The organism is Streptomyces sp. NPDC018947 (genome assembly GCF_044390505.1).
Taxonomy (GTDB): Bacteria; Actinomycetota; Actinomycetes; order Streptomycetales; family Streptomycetaceae; genus Streptomyces.
On record NZ_JBIRZD010000007.1, the window covers coordinates 275,411 to 292,590 of the forward strand.

Annotated in this window: 15 protein-coding genes; 3 read left to right on the forward strand and 12 right to left on the reverse strand. The window is 72.3% G+C overall.

Features of this window, described 5'->3' with window-relative positions:
• Nucleotides 1-42 precede the first annotated feature (42 nt).
• Together ACH499_RS16255 and ACH499_RS16260 are read left to right on the forward strand one after the other, a co-directional pair.
• Nucleotides 43-1,374 (forward strand): MFS transporter, encoded by a 1,332-nt coding sequence (locus tag ACH499_RS16255; protein ID WP_399016350.1) that lies wholly within the window; start codon nt 43-45, stop codon nt 1,372-1,374.
• Nucleotides 1,375-1,482: 108 nt separating this feature from the next.
• Nucleotides 1,483-2,487, forward strand: a complete 1,005-nt coding sequence (locus tag ACH499_RS16260; protein ID WP_399016352.1) for a sigma-70 family RNA polymerase sigma factor — start codon at nt 1,483-1,485, stop codon at nt 2,485-2,487.
• Here the strand turns inward: ACH499_RS16260 and ACH499_RS16265 are convergent.
• Nucleotides 2,380-2,766, reverse strand: a complete 387-nt coding sequence (locus tag ACH499_RS16265; protein ID WP_399016354.1) for an STAS domain-containing protein — start codon at nt 2,764-2,766, stop codon at nt 2,380-2,382. The genes ACH499_RS16260 and ACH499_RS16265 overlap by 108 nt on opposite strands.
• Nucleotides 2,767-2,897: 131 nt before the next feature.
• Here ACH499_RS16265 and ACH499_RS16270 point away from each other — a divergent pair, with 131 nt between their 5' ends.
• On the forward strand, nt 2,898-3,818 hold the full coding sequence (locus ACH499_RS16270) for an AEC family transporter (RefSeq protein ID WP_399016356.1): 921 nt from the start codon (nt 2,898-2,900) through the stop codon (nt 3,816-3,818).
• 96 nt (nt 3,819-3,914) lie between these two features.
• Here ACH499_RS16270 and ACH499_RS16275 read toward each other — a convergent pair whose 3' ends face one another.
• From ACH499_RS16275 to ACH499_RS16325, 11 genes are all read right to left on the reverse strand, one after another.
• Nucleotides 3,915-5,192, reverse strand: coding sequence for a thymidine phosphorylase (locus ACH499_RS16275; protein WP_399016432.1), 1,278 nt, complete (start codon nt 5,190-5,192; stop codon nt 3,915-3,917).
• Between the two features lie 18 nt (nt 5,193-5,210).
• Nucleotides 5,211-5,603 (reverse strand): cytidine deaminase, encoded by a 393-nt coding sequence (locus ACH499_RS16280; protein WP_356198128.1) that lies wholly within the window; start codon nt 5,601-5,603, stop codon nt 5,211-5,213.
• Nucleotides 5,600-6,865: an ABC transporter permease gene (locus tag ACH499_RS16285; RefSeq protein WP_356198125.1), complete on the reverse strand. Its 1,266-nt coding sequence runs from the start codon at nt 6,863-6,865 to the stop codon at nt 5,600-5,602. The genes ACH499_RS16280 and ACH499_RS16285 overlap by 4 nt, the downstream gene beginning before the upstream one ends.
• On the reverse strand, nt 6,862-7,986 hold the full coding sequence (locus ACH499_RS16290) for an ABC transporter permease (RefSeq protein WP_356198123.1): 1,125 nt from the start codon (nt 7,984-7,986) through the stop codon (nt 6,862-6,864). The genes ACH499_RS16285 and ACH499_RS16290 overlap by 4 nt, the downstream gene beginning before the upstream one ends.
• Entirely contained in the window at nt 7,986-9,551 is a 1,566-nt protein-coding gene (locus ACH499_RS16295; protein WP_356198121.1) for an ABC transporter ATP-binding protein, read from the reverse strand. The genes ACH499_RS16290 and ACH499_RS16295 overlap by 1 nt, the downstream gene beginning before the upstream one ends.
• A 212-nt stretch (nt 9,552-9,763) precedes the next feature.
• On the reverse strand, nt 9,764-10,813 hold the full coding sequence (locus tag ACH499_RS16300) for a BMP family ABC transporter substrate-binding protein (RefSeq protein ID WP_356198119.1): 1,050 nt from the start codon (nt 10,811-10,813) through the stop codon (nt 9,764-9,766).
• A 314-nt stretch (nt 10,814-11,127) separates the two neighbouring features.
• Nucleotides 11,128-12,180, reverse strand: a complete 1,053-nt coding sequence (locus ACH499_RS16305) for a BMP family ABC transporter substrate-binding protein (RefSeq protein WP_356198116.1) — start codon at nt 12,178-12,180, stop codon at nt 11,128-11,130.
• Nucleotides 12,181-12,357: 177 nt separating this feature from the next.
• Nucleotides 12,358-13,590: a M20 family metallopeptidase gene (locus ACH499_RS16310; RefSeq protein ID WP_356198114.1), complete on the reverse strand. Its 1,233-nt coding sequence runs from the start codon at nt 13,588-13,590 to the stop codon at nt 12,358-12,360.
• A 232-nt stretch (nt 13,591-13,822) separates the two neighbouring features.
• Nucleotides 13,823-14,887, reverse strand: a complete 1,065-nt coding sequence (locus ACH499_RS16315) for a hypothetical protein (protein ID WP_356198111.1) — start codon at nt 14,885-14,887, stop codon at nt 13,823-13,825.
• 47 nt (nt 14,888-14,934) lie between these two features.
• Nucleotides 14,935-15,873: an N-acetylneuraminate synthase family protein gene (locus tag ACH499_RS16320; RefSeq protein ID WP_356198108.1), complete on the reverse strand. Its 939-nt coding sequence runs from the start codon at nt 15,871-15,873 to the stop codon at nt 14,935-14,937.
• Nucleotides 15,874-15,886: 13 nt separating this feature from the next.
• Nucleotides 15,887-17,149, reverse strand: coding sequence for a cytidylyltransferase domain-containing protein (locus ACH499_RS16325; protein ID WP_399016360.1), 1,263 nt, complete (start codon nt 17,147-17,149; stop codon nt 15,887-15,889).
• Between the last annotated feature and the right edge of the window lie 31 nt (nt 17,150-17,180).

The window sequence follows — 17,180 nt, forward strand, 5'->3', positions numbered from 1 at the left end:
ATGCATTGGACGGATGAGTTCCGGGCTTCGTACCGTCACGGCATGACTCCCGCCGATACCGGGGCGTCCACCACCGTGGGCGCCGCCTCCTCCGTCCCCGCCTCCTCCCCCTCCCCCGCGCCCGCGGCGTGCGGCCCCGACTCGGGCGACTCGCGCATGACCCCGGGCGGCCCCGGCTACCGCCGGATGAGTCTCGCCCTCTTCCTCGCGGGCGTGGCGACCTTCGCGCTCCTGTACTCCACCCAGGCCCTGCTGCCGCTGATCTCCGGCGACCTCGGGGTGTCGGCGGGCGACGCGAGCTGGACGGTGGCCGCGGCGACCGGCGGTCTCGCCGTGTTCGTGCTGCCGATGAGCGCCCTGTCGGAGCGCTTCGGACGCCGTACGGTCATGACGGCCTCGCTCGCGGTCGCGGTGACCGTCGGGCTGCTGGTCCCCTTCGCCCCGTCGCTGCCGGCGCTGGTCGCGCTGCGCGCGGTGCAGGGCGCGGCGCTCGCCGGGCTGCCGGCCTCGGCGACGGCGTACCTCGCGGAGGAGGTGCGGCCGCGGGCGCTGGTCACGGCGATCGGGCTGTTCGTGGCCGGCAACAGCGTCGGCGGGATGAGCGGCCGGGTCATCACCGGCTGGGTCGCGCAGGAGTGGGGCTGGCGGGTCGCCGTCGGCGTGATCGGCCTGGTCGCGGTGGCGTGCGCGGTGGCCTTCCGCATGCTGCTGCCGGCGCCGAAGCACTTCACCGCCGGTTCACTGCGCCCGCGGGTCCTGGTCCGCACGGTCCGCGACCACCTCGCCGACCCGCTGCTGCGCCGCCTGTACGCGATCGGCGCGCTGTTCATGACGGTGTTCGGCGGCGTCTACACCGTGATCGGATACCGCCTGACGGAGGCGCCGTTCTCGCTGCCGCAGGGCGTCATCGGCTCGATCTTCCTGGTCTACCTGGTCGGCACGGTCTCGGCGTCGGCGGCCGGCCGGCTGGTGGGGCGCCTGGGCCGGCGCGGTGCGCTGTACCTGGGCGGGGGCACGACGGCGGCGGGGCTGCTGCTGTCCCTCGCCCCGTCCCTGCCCCTGGTGCTGCTGGGTCTGGTGCTGATCACGGCGGGCTTCTTCGCCGGGCACGCGGTGGCGTCGTCGGCCGTCGGCAGGACGGCCGTGCACGGCCGTGCCCAGGCGTCCGCGCTCTACCAGTCCGCGTACTACGTCGGATCCAGCGCGGGCAGCACGGTCGGCGCGGTGGCCTTCCACTCCGGTGGCTGGGCGGGGACGGTCGGGGTGGGCCTGCTGGCGGTGCTCGGCGTCGTGGCGATCACCGGCCTCGGCTCGCTCGCCGCGCGGCGCCGGAGCGCGGGCGCGCCGCTGCGGGCCCTGGGCGCCACTCGCTGACGTGCGCCTTCGCCGACTGCGCAGGCCATTGTCAGTGCCCTGCGGTAGCTTCCGAAGTGCGAGGCGCGAAGACGCGCACGACGGGACTGGCCCAGGGGTGGGTGGACGATGACCGACGGCACCGTGACGCAGGAGCTGGACTCCGCGCTGGAGAAGCACCGGGTCGAACTGACGGGGTACTGCTACCGGATGCTCGGTTCCTCCTTCGAGGCCGAGGACGCGGTGCAGGACACCCTGGTCCGCGCCTGGCGCAGTTACGACAAGTTCGAGGGCCGCTCCAGCCTCCGCTCCTGGCTGTACCGCATCGCGACCAACGTCTGCCTGGACATGCTGACCGCGGGCAACAAGCGGGCGCGTCCGATGGACCTGACGGACTCGACGCCCCTCGCGCAGGCCGCCCTGTCGCCGCGCCCGGACCACACCTGGCTGGAGCCGGTGCCGGACTCCCGCGTGCTGCCCACGAGCGCCGACCCGGCGGAGGCGGCGGTCGCCAAGGAGTCGGTGCGGCTCGCCTTCATGGCGGCCCTTCAGCAGCTCCCGCCCAAGCAGCGGGCGGTGCTGATCCTGCGCGAGGTGCTGGCGTGGCGGGCGAGCGAGGTCGCCGAGCTGCTCGGCACCTCGGTGGCGTCGGTCAACAGCGCCCTCCAGCGGGCCCGGGCGACGCTCGCCGAGCGGGCGGACCGGGGCGCGGACGCGGCGGTCTCCGACCCGCTGGACGAGGAGCAGCAGAAGCTGCTGGAGCGCTATGTCGCGGCCTTCGAGGGGTACGACATGAAGGCGCTGACGGCGCTGCTGCACGAGGACGCGGTCATGACGATGCCGCCGTTCGACCTGTGGCTGGCCGGCCCGGCGGACATCACCGGCTTCATGGAGACGCTGGGCGCCGCCTGCGCGGGCTCGCGGCTGGTGCCGGTCGAGGCCAACGGGCTGCCGGCCTTCGCGCACTACAAGCCGGACCCGGACGCGGGCGGTTTCACCCCGTGGGCGGTGCAGGTGCTGGAGATCTCAGACGGCCGCATCACCGGGTTCCACTGCTTCCTGGACACCAAGCGGTGGTTCCCGCTCTTCGACCTGCCCCTCCGTCTCGAAGCGGAGGCCGACCAGGTCCAGTAGGGCGTGCAGGGCCGGGTCGGCGTCGCGCAGGCGTATCCGGCCCCCGGCCCGGCGGGCGGTGAGCTGCAGCCTGGCCAGCAGGTCGACGACGGCGAGCCCGGGTGGTCCCAGGCCGCCGACGTCGCAGACGACCACCCCGGCGCGGGTGCTGTCCAGCAGTGCGCGCACCTCGTCGCAGAGCCGGGGCGTCTCCCCTCGGGAGACGGGCCCCGGCAGCACGAGTACGGCGGGTGTCACGGCGTCCACGTGCGGTAGACCGGGCGGCCCGGTGGAACTCATCGGTGCGGCACGTCGAAGATCACGTTGACCCCGGCACGGCCCGCCACGGAGGGTTGGCATGTGCCCCACATACCTCCGCATCCCGCGCCGTCCGACGCCCTCCGCCTCCTCGTCCCCGGGGAGGCGTCGTCGTGCAGGGGGTGCTGACCGGCTTCGCCGTGATCGCGGTGGTGATCGGCGTCGGCTATGTGCTCGGGATGCGCGGCCACCTCGGCGACCAGGGGCGCGAGGTCCTGACGCGGCTCGCCTTCCACGTGGCGTCGCCGGCCCTGCTGTTCACCACGCTGGCCGGGGCGGACCTGTCGGTGGTCTTCTCCGGCCGCCTCGCGGTGACGGCGCTGTCCACCCTGGCGGTGGCCGGGGTCTTCGTCGCGGTGGGTGCCGCCCGGCGCTGGGGCGTGGGCCGCACGACCATCGGCGCCCTGTGCTCCGGTTACGTCAACTCCGGCAACCTCGGCATCCCGATCGCGGTGTACGTCCTCGGCGACGCCTCGCTGGTGGCACCGGTGCTGCTGTTCCAGCTCGTGCTGGTGACGCCGGTGGCGGTGACGGTCCTGGACCTGTCGGGCGAGGGCGCGAAGGGCACCCTGGGGCGGCGGCTGCTGACGCCGCTGCGCAACCCGGTCGCCGTCGGCTCGCTCGCCGGTGTGGCGGTCGCCGCGGCCGGGCTGCGGGTCCCGGCCCCGGTCATGGATCCGCTGACCCTGATCGGCAACATGTCGGTCCCGGCGGTGCTGCTGGCCTTCGGCATCTCCCTGTGCGGCAGCACGATGCCGATGCGGGGTCCGGACCGGCGGCCGGTGCTGCTCGCCGTCGCGCTGAAGGCGGTGGGCCAGCCGGCCGTGGCCTGGGTCCTCGCCTCGCAGGTGTTCGGGCTGCGGGGCGCCGAGCTGCTGGACGTGGTGGTGACGTCGGCGCTGCCCGCCGCGCAGAACCTGTACACGTACGCGGCGGCCTACCGGGTGGGCGAGCGGCTGGCGCGGGACGCGATCCTGGTCTCGACGGTGGTGTCGGTCCCGGTGCTGGTGGGCGTGGCGGCGGTCCTCGGCTGACCCGGACCGCCGAGGGGCGCGGGGCGCGGCCGGGAACAACGGACGGGACCGGCGCCGCGGCGCGGGTCCCGTCCGTCGTTCCGGCAAGATCCCGGGTCAGCCGATGCGCTCCAGCACCACGGGCGTGGCCGTGAATCCCGTGCCGGGCGCCGCGACGTCGTAGCAGCCCTCCACCGCTTCGAGGGCGTACGCGAAGCGGTCCGGGGTGTCCGTGTGCAGGGTCAGCAGCGGCTGGCCCTCGGTCACCGTGTCGCCGGGCTTGGCGTGCAGCTCGACGCCCGCGGCGGCCTGCACCGGGTCCTCCTTGCGGGCGCGGCCCGCACCGAGGCGCCAGGCGGCGACACCGATGTCGTAGGCGTCCAGGCGGGTCAGGACGCCCGAGGAGGCGGCCTTCACCACGTGCTGCTCCTTCGACGCGGGCAGCGCGGCGTCCGGGTCGCCGCCCTGGGCCGCGATCATGCGGCGCCACACGTCCATCGCGGAGCCGTCGGCGAGGGCCTTCGCCGGGTCGGCGTCCTTCAGGCCGGCCGCGTCGAGCATCTCGCGGGCCAGGGCGAGGGTCAGCTCGACCACGTCCGCCGGACCGCCGCCGGCCAGGACCTCGACGGACTCGCGGACCTCCAGGGCGTTGCCCGCGGTCAGGCCGAGGGGGGTCGCCATGTCGGTGAGCAGGGCGACGGTCCGCACGCCGTGGTCGGTGCCGAGGCCGACCATCGTGGAGGCCAGCTCGCGGGCGTCCTCGATGGTCTTCATGAAGGCACCGCTGCCCACCTTCACGTCCAGCACCAGGGAGCCGGTGCCCTCGGCGATCTTCTTGGACATGATCGAGGACGCGATCAGCGGGATCGCCTCGACCGTGCCGGTGACGTCCCGCAGGGCGTACAGCTTCTTGTCGGCCGGGGCCAGTCCGTCACCGGCCGCGCAGATCACCGCGCCGGTGGTGTCGAGGACGTCCAGCATCTCCTCGTTGGACAGCAGCGCCCGCCAGCCGGGGATCGACTCGAGCTTGTCCAGCGTGCCGCCGGTGTGGCCGAGGCCGCGGCCGGAGAGCTGCGGGACGGCCGCGCCGCACGCCGCCACCAGGGGCGCCAGCGGCAGGGTGATCTTGTCGCCGACGCCGCCCGTGGAGTGCTTGTCGGCGGTCGGGCGGGACAGGGACGAGAAGTCCATGCGCTCGCCCGAGGCGATCATCGCGGCCGTCCAGCGGGCGATCTCGGCGCGGTTCATGCCGTTGAGCAGGATGGCCATGGCGAGGGCCGACATCTGTTCGTCGGCGACCTCGCCGCGCGTGTAGGCGTCGATGACCCAGTCGATCTGCTCGTCGCTGAGTTCGCCGCGGTCCCGCTTGGTACGGATGACGGAGATGACGTCCATGGCCATGTCTGGCGTTCCTTACGTGGTGAGGTGGTCGGGGCCGAAGGCCTGCGGGAGCATCTCCGACAGGGGCAGCACGCCCGCCGGGGTCTCCAGGAGCAGTTCCGGTCCGCCGAACTCGAACAGGAGCTGACGGCAGCGTCCGCACGGCACCAGGACCTCGCCGTGACCGTCGACGCAGACGAAGTGCGTCAGCCTGCCGCCGCCGGTGAGCTGAAGCTGGGAGACGAGCCCGCACTCGGCGCACAGGCCGATGCCGTAGCTGGCGTTCTCCACGTTGCAGCCGGTGACCGTGCGGCCGTCGTCGACGAGGGCGGCGGCGCCCACGGCGTACCCGGAGTAGGGGGCGTACGCCCGGGACATCGCGTCCCGGGCGGCCGTGCGCAGCGCGGCCCAGTCGGGGCCGGTCACTTGCCCTGTCCCTTCCGGTACTGCATGCCGTCCGCCTTCGGCATCCTCAGCCGCTGCGCGGACAGGGCGAGGACGACGAGGGTGACGACGTACGGCGTGGCGGAGACGACCTGGTTGGGGACCTCGTTGGTGCCGGCGTACCAGGCGAAGACGAGGGCGCCGACGACGAAGGTGACCGCGGCCTTGACGTACTTCTTGCGGACCGCGAGCCAGATGGCGCCGGCGACCAGCAGGAGCGCGCCGAGCAGCAGCAGGGCGTGGACGTTGGCGGAGCCGCCGCGCAGGTTGAGGCTGTCGGTGTAGCCGAAGAGGCCGGCGCCGATGGCGAGGCCGCCCGGCATCCAGTTGCCGAAGATCATCGCCGCGAGGCCGATGTAGCCGCGGCCGCTGGTCTGGCCCTCCAGGTAGAAGGGGTTGGCCACGATGGACAGGAAGGCGCCGCCGAGGCCGGCCAGACCGCCGGAGATGATCACGGCGAGGTACTTGTACTTGTAGACGTTGACGCCGAGGGACTCGGCGGCGACCGGGTTCTCGCCGCAGGAACGCAGGCGCAGGCCGAACGGCGTGCGCCACAGGATCCACCAGGTGGCGGGGACCAGCGCGATGGCGATCAGGGTCAGCCAGGACACGTTGGTGACCAGGCCGCCGAGCAGGCCGGCGATGTCCGAAACGAGGAACCAGCCCTTGTCGTTGAGGGTCTGCAGACCGTCGGACAGGCCCGGCACCGTGAAGTGGCCGAGGGAGTCGACCGGCGGGGACTGCTTGGCCGAGCCGCCCTGGTGGCCCTCGAAGGCGAGCGGCGCCAGGTAGCGGGTGGCGCCCAGGGCGAGGATGTTGATGGCCACACCGGAGACGATGTGGTTGACGTTGAAGGTGACGGTGACGATCGCGTGCAGCAGGCCGCCGATCGCGCCGCCGACGATGCCGACGAGGACGCCGGTCCACGGCCCCCACTGGAAGCCGGCCCAGGCGCCGAACCAGGTGCCGAGGATCATCATGCCCTCGAGGCCGATGTTGACGACGCCCGCGCGCTCGGCCCACAGACCGCCGAGACCGGCGAGCCCGATCGGCACGGCGAGCTGGAGGGCGGTGGACATCTGGCTGACGTTGGTGATGCCGTCGGCGCCGGTGATGAGCCGCACGATCGAGGTCAGCGCCAGTGCTCCGGCGATGACCAGCATCAGGACGGGCAGCGACATGCGGCGGCCCGTCGGCGCCGCGGGCTGCAGCGTGGGCTGGTTGAGGTCGGTCGCGGTGGTCATCGTCCGGCCACCTCCTTCTTGGTGTTGTCGGTGGCGCCGAGGACGTGGCCCGCGGCCAGTTCCGCGCCGACCCGGCGCTGCTGGCGGCGCAGGCCCCACTCGCGGACGGCCTCGTAGGAGACGACGACCGACAGGACGATCAGGCCCTGCATGATGACCGCGATCTCCTTGTCGTAGCCGTGGAAGTCCAGCTCGGGCGAGGCCTTGTCGAGCCACGCCCACAGCAGGGCGGCGAAGGCGATGCCGACGGGGCTGTTGCGGCCGAGCAGGGCGATACCGATCCCGAGGAAGCCGATGCCGGTGGGGAAGTTGAGGCTGTAGGTGTGCGTGTCGCCGAGCAGGATCGGCAGGCCCGCGAGACCGGCGAGGCCGCCGGAGATCAGCATGGCGGTGAGCACCATGCGCTTGGGGTCGACACCGCTGGCCGCGGCGGCCGACTCGGAGGCGCCGGAGGCGCGCAGGTCGAAGCCGAAGCGGGTGCGGTTGAGGACGACCCAGTAGCCGACGCCGAGCAGCACGGCGAGGAGCACCAGGCCGTAGATCTCGCCGGCCGCGCCCATGTCGATGCCGGGGATCCAGCCGGACTCGTGCATCTCGCCGGTGGTGTTGTTGTTGCCGATCTTGACGCCGAAGACGTCCGGCCGCCACATGTAGACGATCAGCGAGGTGGCGATGGCGTTGAGCATGATCGTGGCGACGACCTCGCTGACCCCGCGGGTGACCTTGAGGACACCGGCGATGCCGGACCAGAAGGCGCCGGTGAGGACGGCGGTCAGCAGCAGCAGCGGCACCTGGAGGGCGGCCGGCAGGTTCGCGTGGGCGCCGACGACGGCGGCCATCATCGCGGCGAGCTGGTACTGGCCGTCGACGCCGATGTTGAACAGGTTCATCCGGAAGCCGATGGCCACCGCGAGGGCCGCGATGTAGTACATCGACGCCTGGTTGACGATCAGGACCTGGACGTCGGAGAAGCCCGCCTGCTCGAACATCAGGGCGAACGGCTCGACCGGGTTCTTGCCCGAGGCGATCAGGACGATCGCGCTGAGCACGAAGGCCACGGCGAGCGCGATGACCGGTCCGGCCACCGCGAGGAGCACGCGCTCCTTGTCGAACTTCTTCATCAGCGGGCCTCGTCTTCCGGAGACTCGGGAGACTTGCGGATCTCGGGGGTCTCGTCGTGTTCCAGGTGTCCGGTGGCGGCGCCGGTCATCGCCGAGCCGAGCTCCTCGGGCGTGATGGCGGCCGGATCGGCGTCCGCGACCAGCTTGCCGTCGTAGATCACCCGGAGGGTGTCGGACAGGCCGATCAGCTCGTCCAGGTCGGCGGAGATCAGCAGCACGGCCAGGCCCTCGCGGCGGGCCTCGCGGATGTGGTCCCAGATCGCGGCCTGCGCGCCGACGTCCACACCGCGGGTGGGGTGGGCGGCGATCAGGAAGCGCGGACGGTGGCTCATCTCGCGGCCGACGATCAGCTTCTGCTGGTTGCCGCCGGACAGGGAGGCGGCGGTGACGTCGATGCCGGGGGTGCGGACGTCGTACGCCTCGACGATGCGGCGCGTGTCCTCCTGCGCGGCCTTCGGGTCCAGCCAGACGCCCTTGGCGTTGGGCTTCTCGGTGACGTGCCCGAGGATGCGGTTCTCCCAGAGGGGGGCCTCCAGCAGCAGCCCGTGCCGGTGGCGGTCCTCGGGGATGTAGCCGACGCCCTGCTCGCGGCGCTTGCGCGTGGGCAGGGAGGTTATGTCCTCGCCGAGGAAGCGGATGGTGCCGGAGTCGGCGTGGCGCAGGCCGATCAGCGCGTCGACCAGCTCGGTCTGGCCGTTGCCCTCGACACCGGCGATGCCGAGGACCTCACCGGCGTGGATGGTGAAGGAGATGTCGTCGAGCAGGGCCTTGCCGCCGGGCGCGACCAGGCGCAGCGTGTCGACGGTGAGGACCGGGCGGTCGGTGACCGTGGACTCGGCGGTCTCGGGGGTGGGCAGCTCGCTGCCGACCATCAGCTCGGCGAGCTGGCGCGGGGTCGTCTGCGAGGGCACGGCCGTGCCGACCGTCGTGCCGCGCCGGATGACGGTGATGTCGTCGGCGACGGAGAGGACCTCGCCCAGCTTGTGGGAGATGAAGATGACGGACAGGCCCTCGGACTTCAGCCCGCGCAGGTTCTCGAAGAGGGCGTCCACCTCCTGCGGCACCAGGACGGCCGTCGGCTCGTCGAGGATCAGCGTGCGGGCGCCGCGGTAGAGGACCTTGAGGATCTCCACGCGCTGGCGGGCGGCGACGCCCAGCTCCTCGACCAGGACGTCGGGGCGCACGCCGAGGCCGTAGCGGTCGGAGATCTCCGTGATCCGGCGGCGGGCCCTGGCGCCGATGCCGTGGAGCTTCTCACTGCCGAGGACCACGTTCTCCAGGACCGTGAGGTTGTCGGCGAGCATGAAGTGCTGGTGGACCATGCCGATGCCGCGGACGATCGCGTCGGCGGGCGAGGAGAAGGAGACCTGCTCGCCGTCGACCGTGATGGTGCCCTCGTCCGGCTTCTGCATGCCGTAGAGGATCTTCATCAGGGTCGACTTGCCGGCGCCGTTCTCGCCGACGAGGGCGTGGACGGTGCCCTTGCGGACGGTGAGGTGGATGTCGTGGTTGGCCACGACACCGGGGAACCGCTTGGTGATCCCGGCGAGTTCGACGGCGGTCACCGATTCGTTGACCGCCGCTCCGGCCGGAGGGCTGCTGGACGCGTTGATGGCGCACTCTCCTGGGGACGGGGGTCGTCTACGCGCGTAGCGCCCCTACGGCATCTGAAGCGGCGGCGGCACATCGACACGACGGGGTACGGGGAGTCGCCTCCCCGTACCCCGCCGAGCGGCGCAACCGGCGCGGTTACACGCTGTTCGAGGTGGAGCCGGTACTAGCTGCTCTTGACCTTGATCTCGCCGCTGACGATCTTCTCCTGGGCCGCCTTGACGGCCGCCTGGATGTCGGCGTTCTCCGCGAACTTCGGGTTGGAGACCGACAGGCCGACCTCGCCGGACTTCAGATCGCCCTTGACGATACCGGTCTCGGGCTTGCCGTCCTCGACCGACTTCGCGAGGTTGTAGACCGCCTTGGCGACGTCCTTGGTGGCCGAGGTCAGGATGTGGTCCTTGTACTTGGCCAGCGCCTCCTGCTTGTACTGGTCGGAGTCGACGCCGATCGCCCAGATCTTGTGCGTCGCGGCGGCCTCGATCACGCCCTGGCCGGACAGGCCGGCGGCCGCGTAGACGACGTCGGCCTTCTTCTCGATCTGGCCCTCGGCGGCGGTCTTGCCCTTGTCGGGGCTGGAGAAGCCGCCCTCCTCCGCGGTCTGCGTCAGGTACTGCGAGATCACCTTGACCTTCGGGTCGGTGTCCTTGACGCCCTGCTCGAAGCCGGCCTGGAACTTGTGGATCAGCGGCACGTCCACACCGCCCACGAAGCCCACCGTCTTGGTCTTGGTGGCCTTGGCCGCGGCGACACCGGCGAGGTAGGAGGCCTCCTCCTCGTTGAAGACCAGGTCCGCCACGTTCTTGGCGTTGATCGTGGCGTCGTCCACGATGCCGAAGGTGGTGTCCGGGTACTTCTCGGCGGCGTTCTTCATCGCGGAGGCGTACGCGTAGCCGACGCCGATGACCGGGTTGTAGCCCTGCTTGGCCAGCGACGCGAGGCGCTGCTCCTTGTCGGCGTCGGTCTCGCCCTCGGTGGGCTCGATGTCGGCCGTCTCGTAGCCGAACTCCTTCTTCGCCTGCTCCAGGCCCGAGTAGGCCGCGTCGTTGAAGGACTGGTCGCCCTTGCCGCCGACGTCGTACGCGATGGCGAGACCCTTGTCGCCCTTCGACTCCGAGGAGCCGGAGGAGGTGGAGGTACCGCCGCAGGCGGCGAGGGCGAGGGCCAGGGAGGCGGTCGCTGCGCCTGCGACCGTGATCCGGGAAATCCGGCGCATGTGTGGAGCTCCTGTCGTACAAGCGCCGGGGACGGTTCGGCTTCGGCGCTGGCTTCGCCGCAGATTAACGCGCGTAGACCTGCCTGAAAACCCCTTCTGTCCACCTTGTTATCCGCCCGTGAGCTACGCGCGGCGGACGGCGGTGCGGGGCTTGCCGGGCGCAAACGGGGGGTGGCGGAGGGTGACGCCCGGGGCCCGGAACGGCGGGATCCGGCGGACGGGGTCACCGCGGCGGGCTCGGGCGGGGACGCCGGAGCGGGCGGGCACTGGGGGCGCCCGCCCGCTCCGGGGGATTCCGTGGGACCGCTACCGGGTCACTCGGTGTTGACCTTGATGGAACCGCTGACGATGCCTTCCTTGGCCTTGGCCACGGCTTCCTTGGCGCCCGGCACCTCGGCGAACTTGGGGTTGCTGTCGGACAGGCCCACACCGTCGGACTTGAGGTCGAAGGTCTGGGTGCCGGTCAGCGGCTTGCCGTCCTTCACCGACTTGGCGAGGGTGTACACCGCGCCGTTGATGTCCTTGAGGGCGGAGGTGAGGATGTAGTCCTTGTACGCCGCCAGCGCTTCCTGCTTGTACTGGTCGGAGTCGACGCCGATCGCCCAGACCTTCGCCTTCGCGGCGGCCTCGATCACGCCCTGGCCGGACAGGCCGGCCGCCTGGTAGACGACGTCGGCCTTCTTCTCGATCTGGCCCTCGGCCGCGGCGCGGCCCTTGTCGGGGCTGGAGAAGCCGCCCTCCTCCGCGGTCTGCGTCAGGTACTGCGAGATCACCTTGACCTTCGGGTCGGTGTCCTTGACGCCCTGCTCGAAGCCGGCCTCGAACTTGTGGATCAGCGGCACGTCCACACCGCCCACGAAGCCCACCGTCTTGGTCTTGGTGGCCTTGGCCGCGGCGACACCGGCGAGGTAGGAGGCCTCGTGCTCGGCGAAGACCAGGGAGGCGACGTTCTTGCCCTCGACCACGGAGTCCACGATGCCGAAGGTGGTGTCCGGGTACTTCTCGGCGACGGCCTTCATCGCCGGGCCGTAGGCGAAGCCGACGCCGATGACCGGGTTGTAGCCCTGCTTGGCCAGCGACGCGAGGCGCTGCTCCTTGTCGGCGTCGGTCTCGCCCTCGGTGGGCTCGATGTCGGCGGTCTTGTAGCCGAACTCCTTCTGGGCCTTCTGCAGACCGGCGTACGCGGCGTCGTTGAAGGACTGGTCGCCCTTGCCGCCGATGTCGTACGCGATGGCGAGGCCCTTGGCCTCCTTGGTGCCGTCGTCGCCGCTGTCGCTCTCGCTGCTGGTGCCTCCGCAGGCCGTGGCGGCGAGTGCGAGCGACGCGACCCCCACCGCGACGCGGGTCAGTCTCGATATCCGACGCATTTTCGAAGTTCCCCATTCTCCAAAGCCCCGCAGCGGGCGCTCGGTTCGGCGCACATTAACGCGCGTAGAAACTCCTGGGAACGGGGTTCCGCAGGGCCGTTACCCATTCGTGCCGCTGGCCGGTCACGGCCTCGTGAAGCGGTGTCCCGGGCCCGCGGACGGGGCGGGCCCGGTCCGCTACTGGACGGCGTCGATGAGCGCCGCGGCGGTGAACATCTCCACGCCGACGGTGATGGCGTGCTCGTCCACGTCGAAGTCGCCCTGGTGCAGGTCGCGCACCGTGCGCTCGCCGGGCGGGCGGACGCCGAGCCGGGCCATCGCGCCGGGCACCTGCTCCAGGTACCAGGAGAAGTCCTCGCCGCCGAGGCTCTGCTCGGTGCCCTCGACGGCGTCCGTGCCGCGCCGGGCGACCATGGCGGCCTGGAGCAGCTCGGTGCTCGTCACCTCGTTGACGACCGGGGGCACGCCGCGGACGTAGGTGATCTCGGACTTGGCGCGGTACAGGTTGGCGACCTCGTCGATGGCACCGACCACGAGGTCCGGCGCCTGCCGCCAGGCGTCGAGGTCGAGGCAGCGCACGGTGCCGGCCAGCTCGGCGTGCTGCGGGATGACGTTCGGGGCGTGGCCGCAGTCGACCCTGCCCCAGGTCATGGCGAGTCCGCTGCGGCTGTCGACGCGCCGGGACACGATCGCGGGGACGTCGACGACGACGCGGGCGGCCGCGGTGACCAGGTCGGTCGTCAGGTGCGGCCGGGCGGTGTGCCCGCCGGGGCCGTTGAGGGCGATCTCCAGCCGGTCGCAGGCGGAGGTGATGGGCCCCACCCGCAGTCCGACCCGCCCGGCGTCCACGCGGGGGTCGCAGTGCACGGCCAGGATGCGGCGCACCCCGTCGAGCGCGCCGCCCTCGATGGCGTCGGCGGCGCCGCCGGGCAGCACCTCCTCGGCGGGCTGGAAGATCAGCCGCACGGGGCGGGGCAGCAGTCCGCGCTCGTGGAGGTCGGCGAGGACCAGGCCGGCGCCGAGGACGACGGTGGTGTGCACGTCGTGTCCGCAGGCGTGGGCGCGGTCGGGCACGCGGGAGCGGTAGGCGCACTCGCTCTTGGTGTCCGGGATGGGCAGCGCGTCGATGTCGGCCCGCAGGGCGAGCATGCGGGGGCCGCCGGCCCACTGTCCCGAGTCGGTGCCGATGTCGCAGACGAGCCCGGTGCCGATCGGGAGCACCCGCGGCTTGAGGCCGGCACGCTCCAGCCGCTCCTTGATCGCGGCGGTCGTGCGGAACTCCTGGTTGCCCAGCTCGGGGTGCATGTGCAGGTCGCGGCGGAAGGCCACGAGCTCGGCGCGCAGCGCCTCGGGCAAGGTGCCGGGGAGCTGCGCTTCCCCCGACGTGTCGGCCTCGGACTCTCGGGACATCAATTGCTTCACCCTTTGAAGGGTAGGACGCCGAGGCGGTCAACTGTCCTGCGATCAACAAAAGTTCAACCCGTTAGGGGAAGAAAAGTTGGCCGTCCGGCGCATGGTCACCTGTGGAGGTGGGTACAATCCCGCTTTTTGCCACCGTACCCGCCTCCGCGTTGCTTGCTCTCTCCACGGATACCACGGTACGCGCGGGCCACGCCGGGTCCGTCCGAAGCGTGGGCGGCCGCTACCCGGCCGCCACCGCCGACAGCCGGTGTGCGCCGTGGGCCGTGCCGGTGACGCCGGAGAGGAAGCCGCTCGCGCGGGGGGAGGCGGAGCGGGTGAGCCAGGCGGGGTCGATGTCGCAGACGGCGACGCGGACGTCCGTGCCGGCGAGGGCCAGGGGGAGGGTGTGGACGACGGTGGACGGAAAGCTGAGGACCGTACGGCCGATCGGGCCGCGGCGGGCGATCAGTTCCAGGGGCAGGTCGGGGCGGACGACCTCCAGGCCCGTCTCGACGGCCAGGCGGTGGAGCTTGTCGGTGCTCTCGCGGCGGTGCGCGAAGTAGCGGGCCGCCCCGTGCGTCTTCGCCAGGGCGCGTACGGCGTCCAGATAGCGGTCCGCGTCCACGACGCCCGTCTCCACCAGGGAGGTGCCGACCATGTCGGCGCCCTTGGTGACGCGGGGCGGGCCGAAGCGGGCGCGGGTCCAGGCGAAGGCGTTGGCGGTGACGGCGACCTCGTCGGGGACGTCGTCCACGGGCATCGCGGAGAACACCTCGACCGCGCGGCCCCCGGCCGGGGTCAGGCGGCGCCGGGCGGACCGGGAGACCGGGGCGAAGAGGAGGTCGCGGGGGCCAGGGCGGGCGCCCTTGCGGTGCCAGCGCACCAGGCGTTCGCCGCGGGCGAGCTGGGTGACGAACTCCATCGTGGCGGTTCCGTCGTCGACGACGACGAGGTCGTGGGCGCGGGTGATGGTCAGGAGCAGTTGGACGTAGCGGGAGAAGGGGTCGCCCATGACGACGCGGCCGGCCCGGCGCAGCGGCCCCGCGAGGCTCCCCACGGTGCGGAAGGGGGCGGTGGCGCCGCCCCGGGCCTCCTCCCAGCGGACGGTGTGGCCCTCGCGCCGGGCCAGTTCCGCCATGCGGCGGAGCTGGCCGCGAGTCATGGGGTCCAGCGGGGACAGGACGACGAGCGTGAGCTCCGCGCCGGGCGCACGGGTGTGCGCCCACTCCAGTACGTTCAGGAGCTGCACCGGGCTCTCGACGAAGGCGAGAGTGGGGGGGCCGGCGTTCCCGGCGCGGGGGCTCATCGGCGTGCGACCGTCCCGTCGTAGGGCGTGGTGGGGGGTGGGGTGGGTCAGACCGTGACCGGCTCGCCCGCGGCCGTGGCGATCTCCGCCTCGGCGACGACGCCGGTGACGCGGCGCAGCTTCTTCATCGGGCCCAGCTCGGAGTCGTAGACCTTCTTGACGCCGTCGCCGAGGGAGGCCTCGATGGTGCGGATGTCGCGGACCAGGCGGGTCAGGCCCTGCGGCTCGACGGAGGCGGCCTGGTCGGAGCCCCACATGGCGCGGTCCAGGGTGATGTGGCGCTCGACGAACGCGGCGCCGAGCGCCACCGCGGCGAGGGTGGTCTGCAGGCCCGTCTCGTGGCCGGAGTAGCCGATCGGGACGTTCGGGTACTCCTGCTGGAGGGTGTTGATCACGCGGAGGTTCAGCTCCTCGGCCTTGGCCGGGTAGGTGGACGTCGCGTGGCACAGCAGGATGTTGTCGCTGCCGAGGACCTCGACCGCGTGGCGGATCTGCTTCGGGGTCGACATGCCGGTGGACAGGATGATCGTGCGGCCCGTGGCGCGCAGGGCGCGCAGCAGCTCGTCGTCGGTGAGCGAGGCGGAGGCGACCTTGTGGGCGGGGACGTCGAACTTCTCCAGGAACGCGACGGCCTCGGTGTCCCACGGGGAGGCGAACCAGTCGATGTTCTTGCTCTTGCAGTACGCGTCGATCTGGCGGTACTCGTCCTCGCCGAACTCCACCCGGTGGCGGTAGTCGATGTACGTCATCCGGCCCCAGGGGGTGTCGCGCTCGATGTCCCACTGGTCGCGCGGGGTGCAGATCTCGGGGGTGCGCTTCTGGAACTTGACGGCGTCGCAGCCGGCCTCGGCGGCGGCGTCGATGAGCCGGAAGGCGTTCTCGATGTCGCCGTTGTGGTTGATGCCGATCTCGCCGGTGACGTAGACGGGGCGGCCGGGGCCGGCCTCGCGCGAGCCGAGGGTGCGGATGCGGGAGTTGGTGCTCATGGCGGGGGTTTCCTTACCTGGACTGGGTGATCGTGGGGGACGTGCGGGAGTCGGGGTCGAGGGAGGGGCCGAGGAGCCAGCCCGCGATCTCGCGGACGGCGCCTTCGCCGCCGGGGACGGTGGTGACGGCGCGGGCGGCGCCGCGTACGACGTCGTGGGCGCTCGCGACGGCCACGGGCCAGCCGACGAGGGCGAAGCAGGGCAGGTCGTTGACGTCGTTGCCGGCGTAGAGCACGCGCTCGGGGGCGATGCCCTGCTCGTCGCACCACTGCTTGAGGGCGAGGTCCTTGCGGTCGATGCCGTGCAGGACGGGGATCCGGAGCTTGCGGGCGCGGGCGGCGACGACCGGGTTCACCTCGGTGGAGAGGATGAGCAGGGCCAGGCCGCTGCGGCGCAGGGCGGCGATGCCGAGTCCGTCGCCGCGGTGGACGGAGACGCACTCCCGTCCGTCTGCGTCGATCAGCACCCGGTCGTCGGTCTGGGTGCCGTCGAAGTCGAGGACGACCGCGTCGACGTCGGCGGCGGTCGGCAGGGCGCCGGGTCGGGCGCCGTCGAAGAGGGGCGCGAGGGCGCGGGCGCGGGACAGGTCGTGCGGGTCGTCGATCTCCAGCACGCGGGCCGGGTCGGTGCGGACGAGTTCGGTGCGGCCGAAGAAGCGGTGCCCGTGGGTGCGGAAGCCCGCGGCGTCCATGGCGTAGGCGGCGCCGGTCTCCAGCAGGTCCTGGGGGCGGTCCTGGCGGCGGGGGCGGTGGGACTTGTCGTGGTTGACGCCGTGGCCGCCGTCGCCGGCGGTGCCGTCCCGCCAGACGAAGCCGTGGAAGGGGGCGACGGTCACCGCGGTGTCGGCGCCCCCCTCGGCGACCGCGCCGGCCACCGCGTCCACGTCCTCGCCCACGAGGAACGGGCTGGTGCACTGCACGAGCAGCACCACGTCGACGGGGGCGCCGTGCAGGGCCTCGTGGGTGTCCAGGGCGTGCAGCACCGCCGCCTCGGAGGTGGCCGTGTCCCCGGCGATGGCGGCGGGCCGCAGGACGACCTCGGCGCCGGCCTCACGGGCGGCGGCGGCGATGGCCCGGTCGTCGGTGGAGACCACGACGTCGGTCACCAGACGGGCGGCCAGGCACTCGCGGACGGCGCGGGTGACCAGGGGGACGCCGCCCACGGGGGCGAGGTTCTTGGCGGGCACGCCCTTCGAGCCGCCCCGCGCGGGGATGACGGCGAGCACGCGGCGCACGGCGGCACCGTCGCCGGCCTGCGGGTCGTCCGGCTGGGTCATGGGTGGGGCTCCTTGGACGGGAACGGGCGGG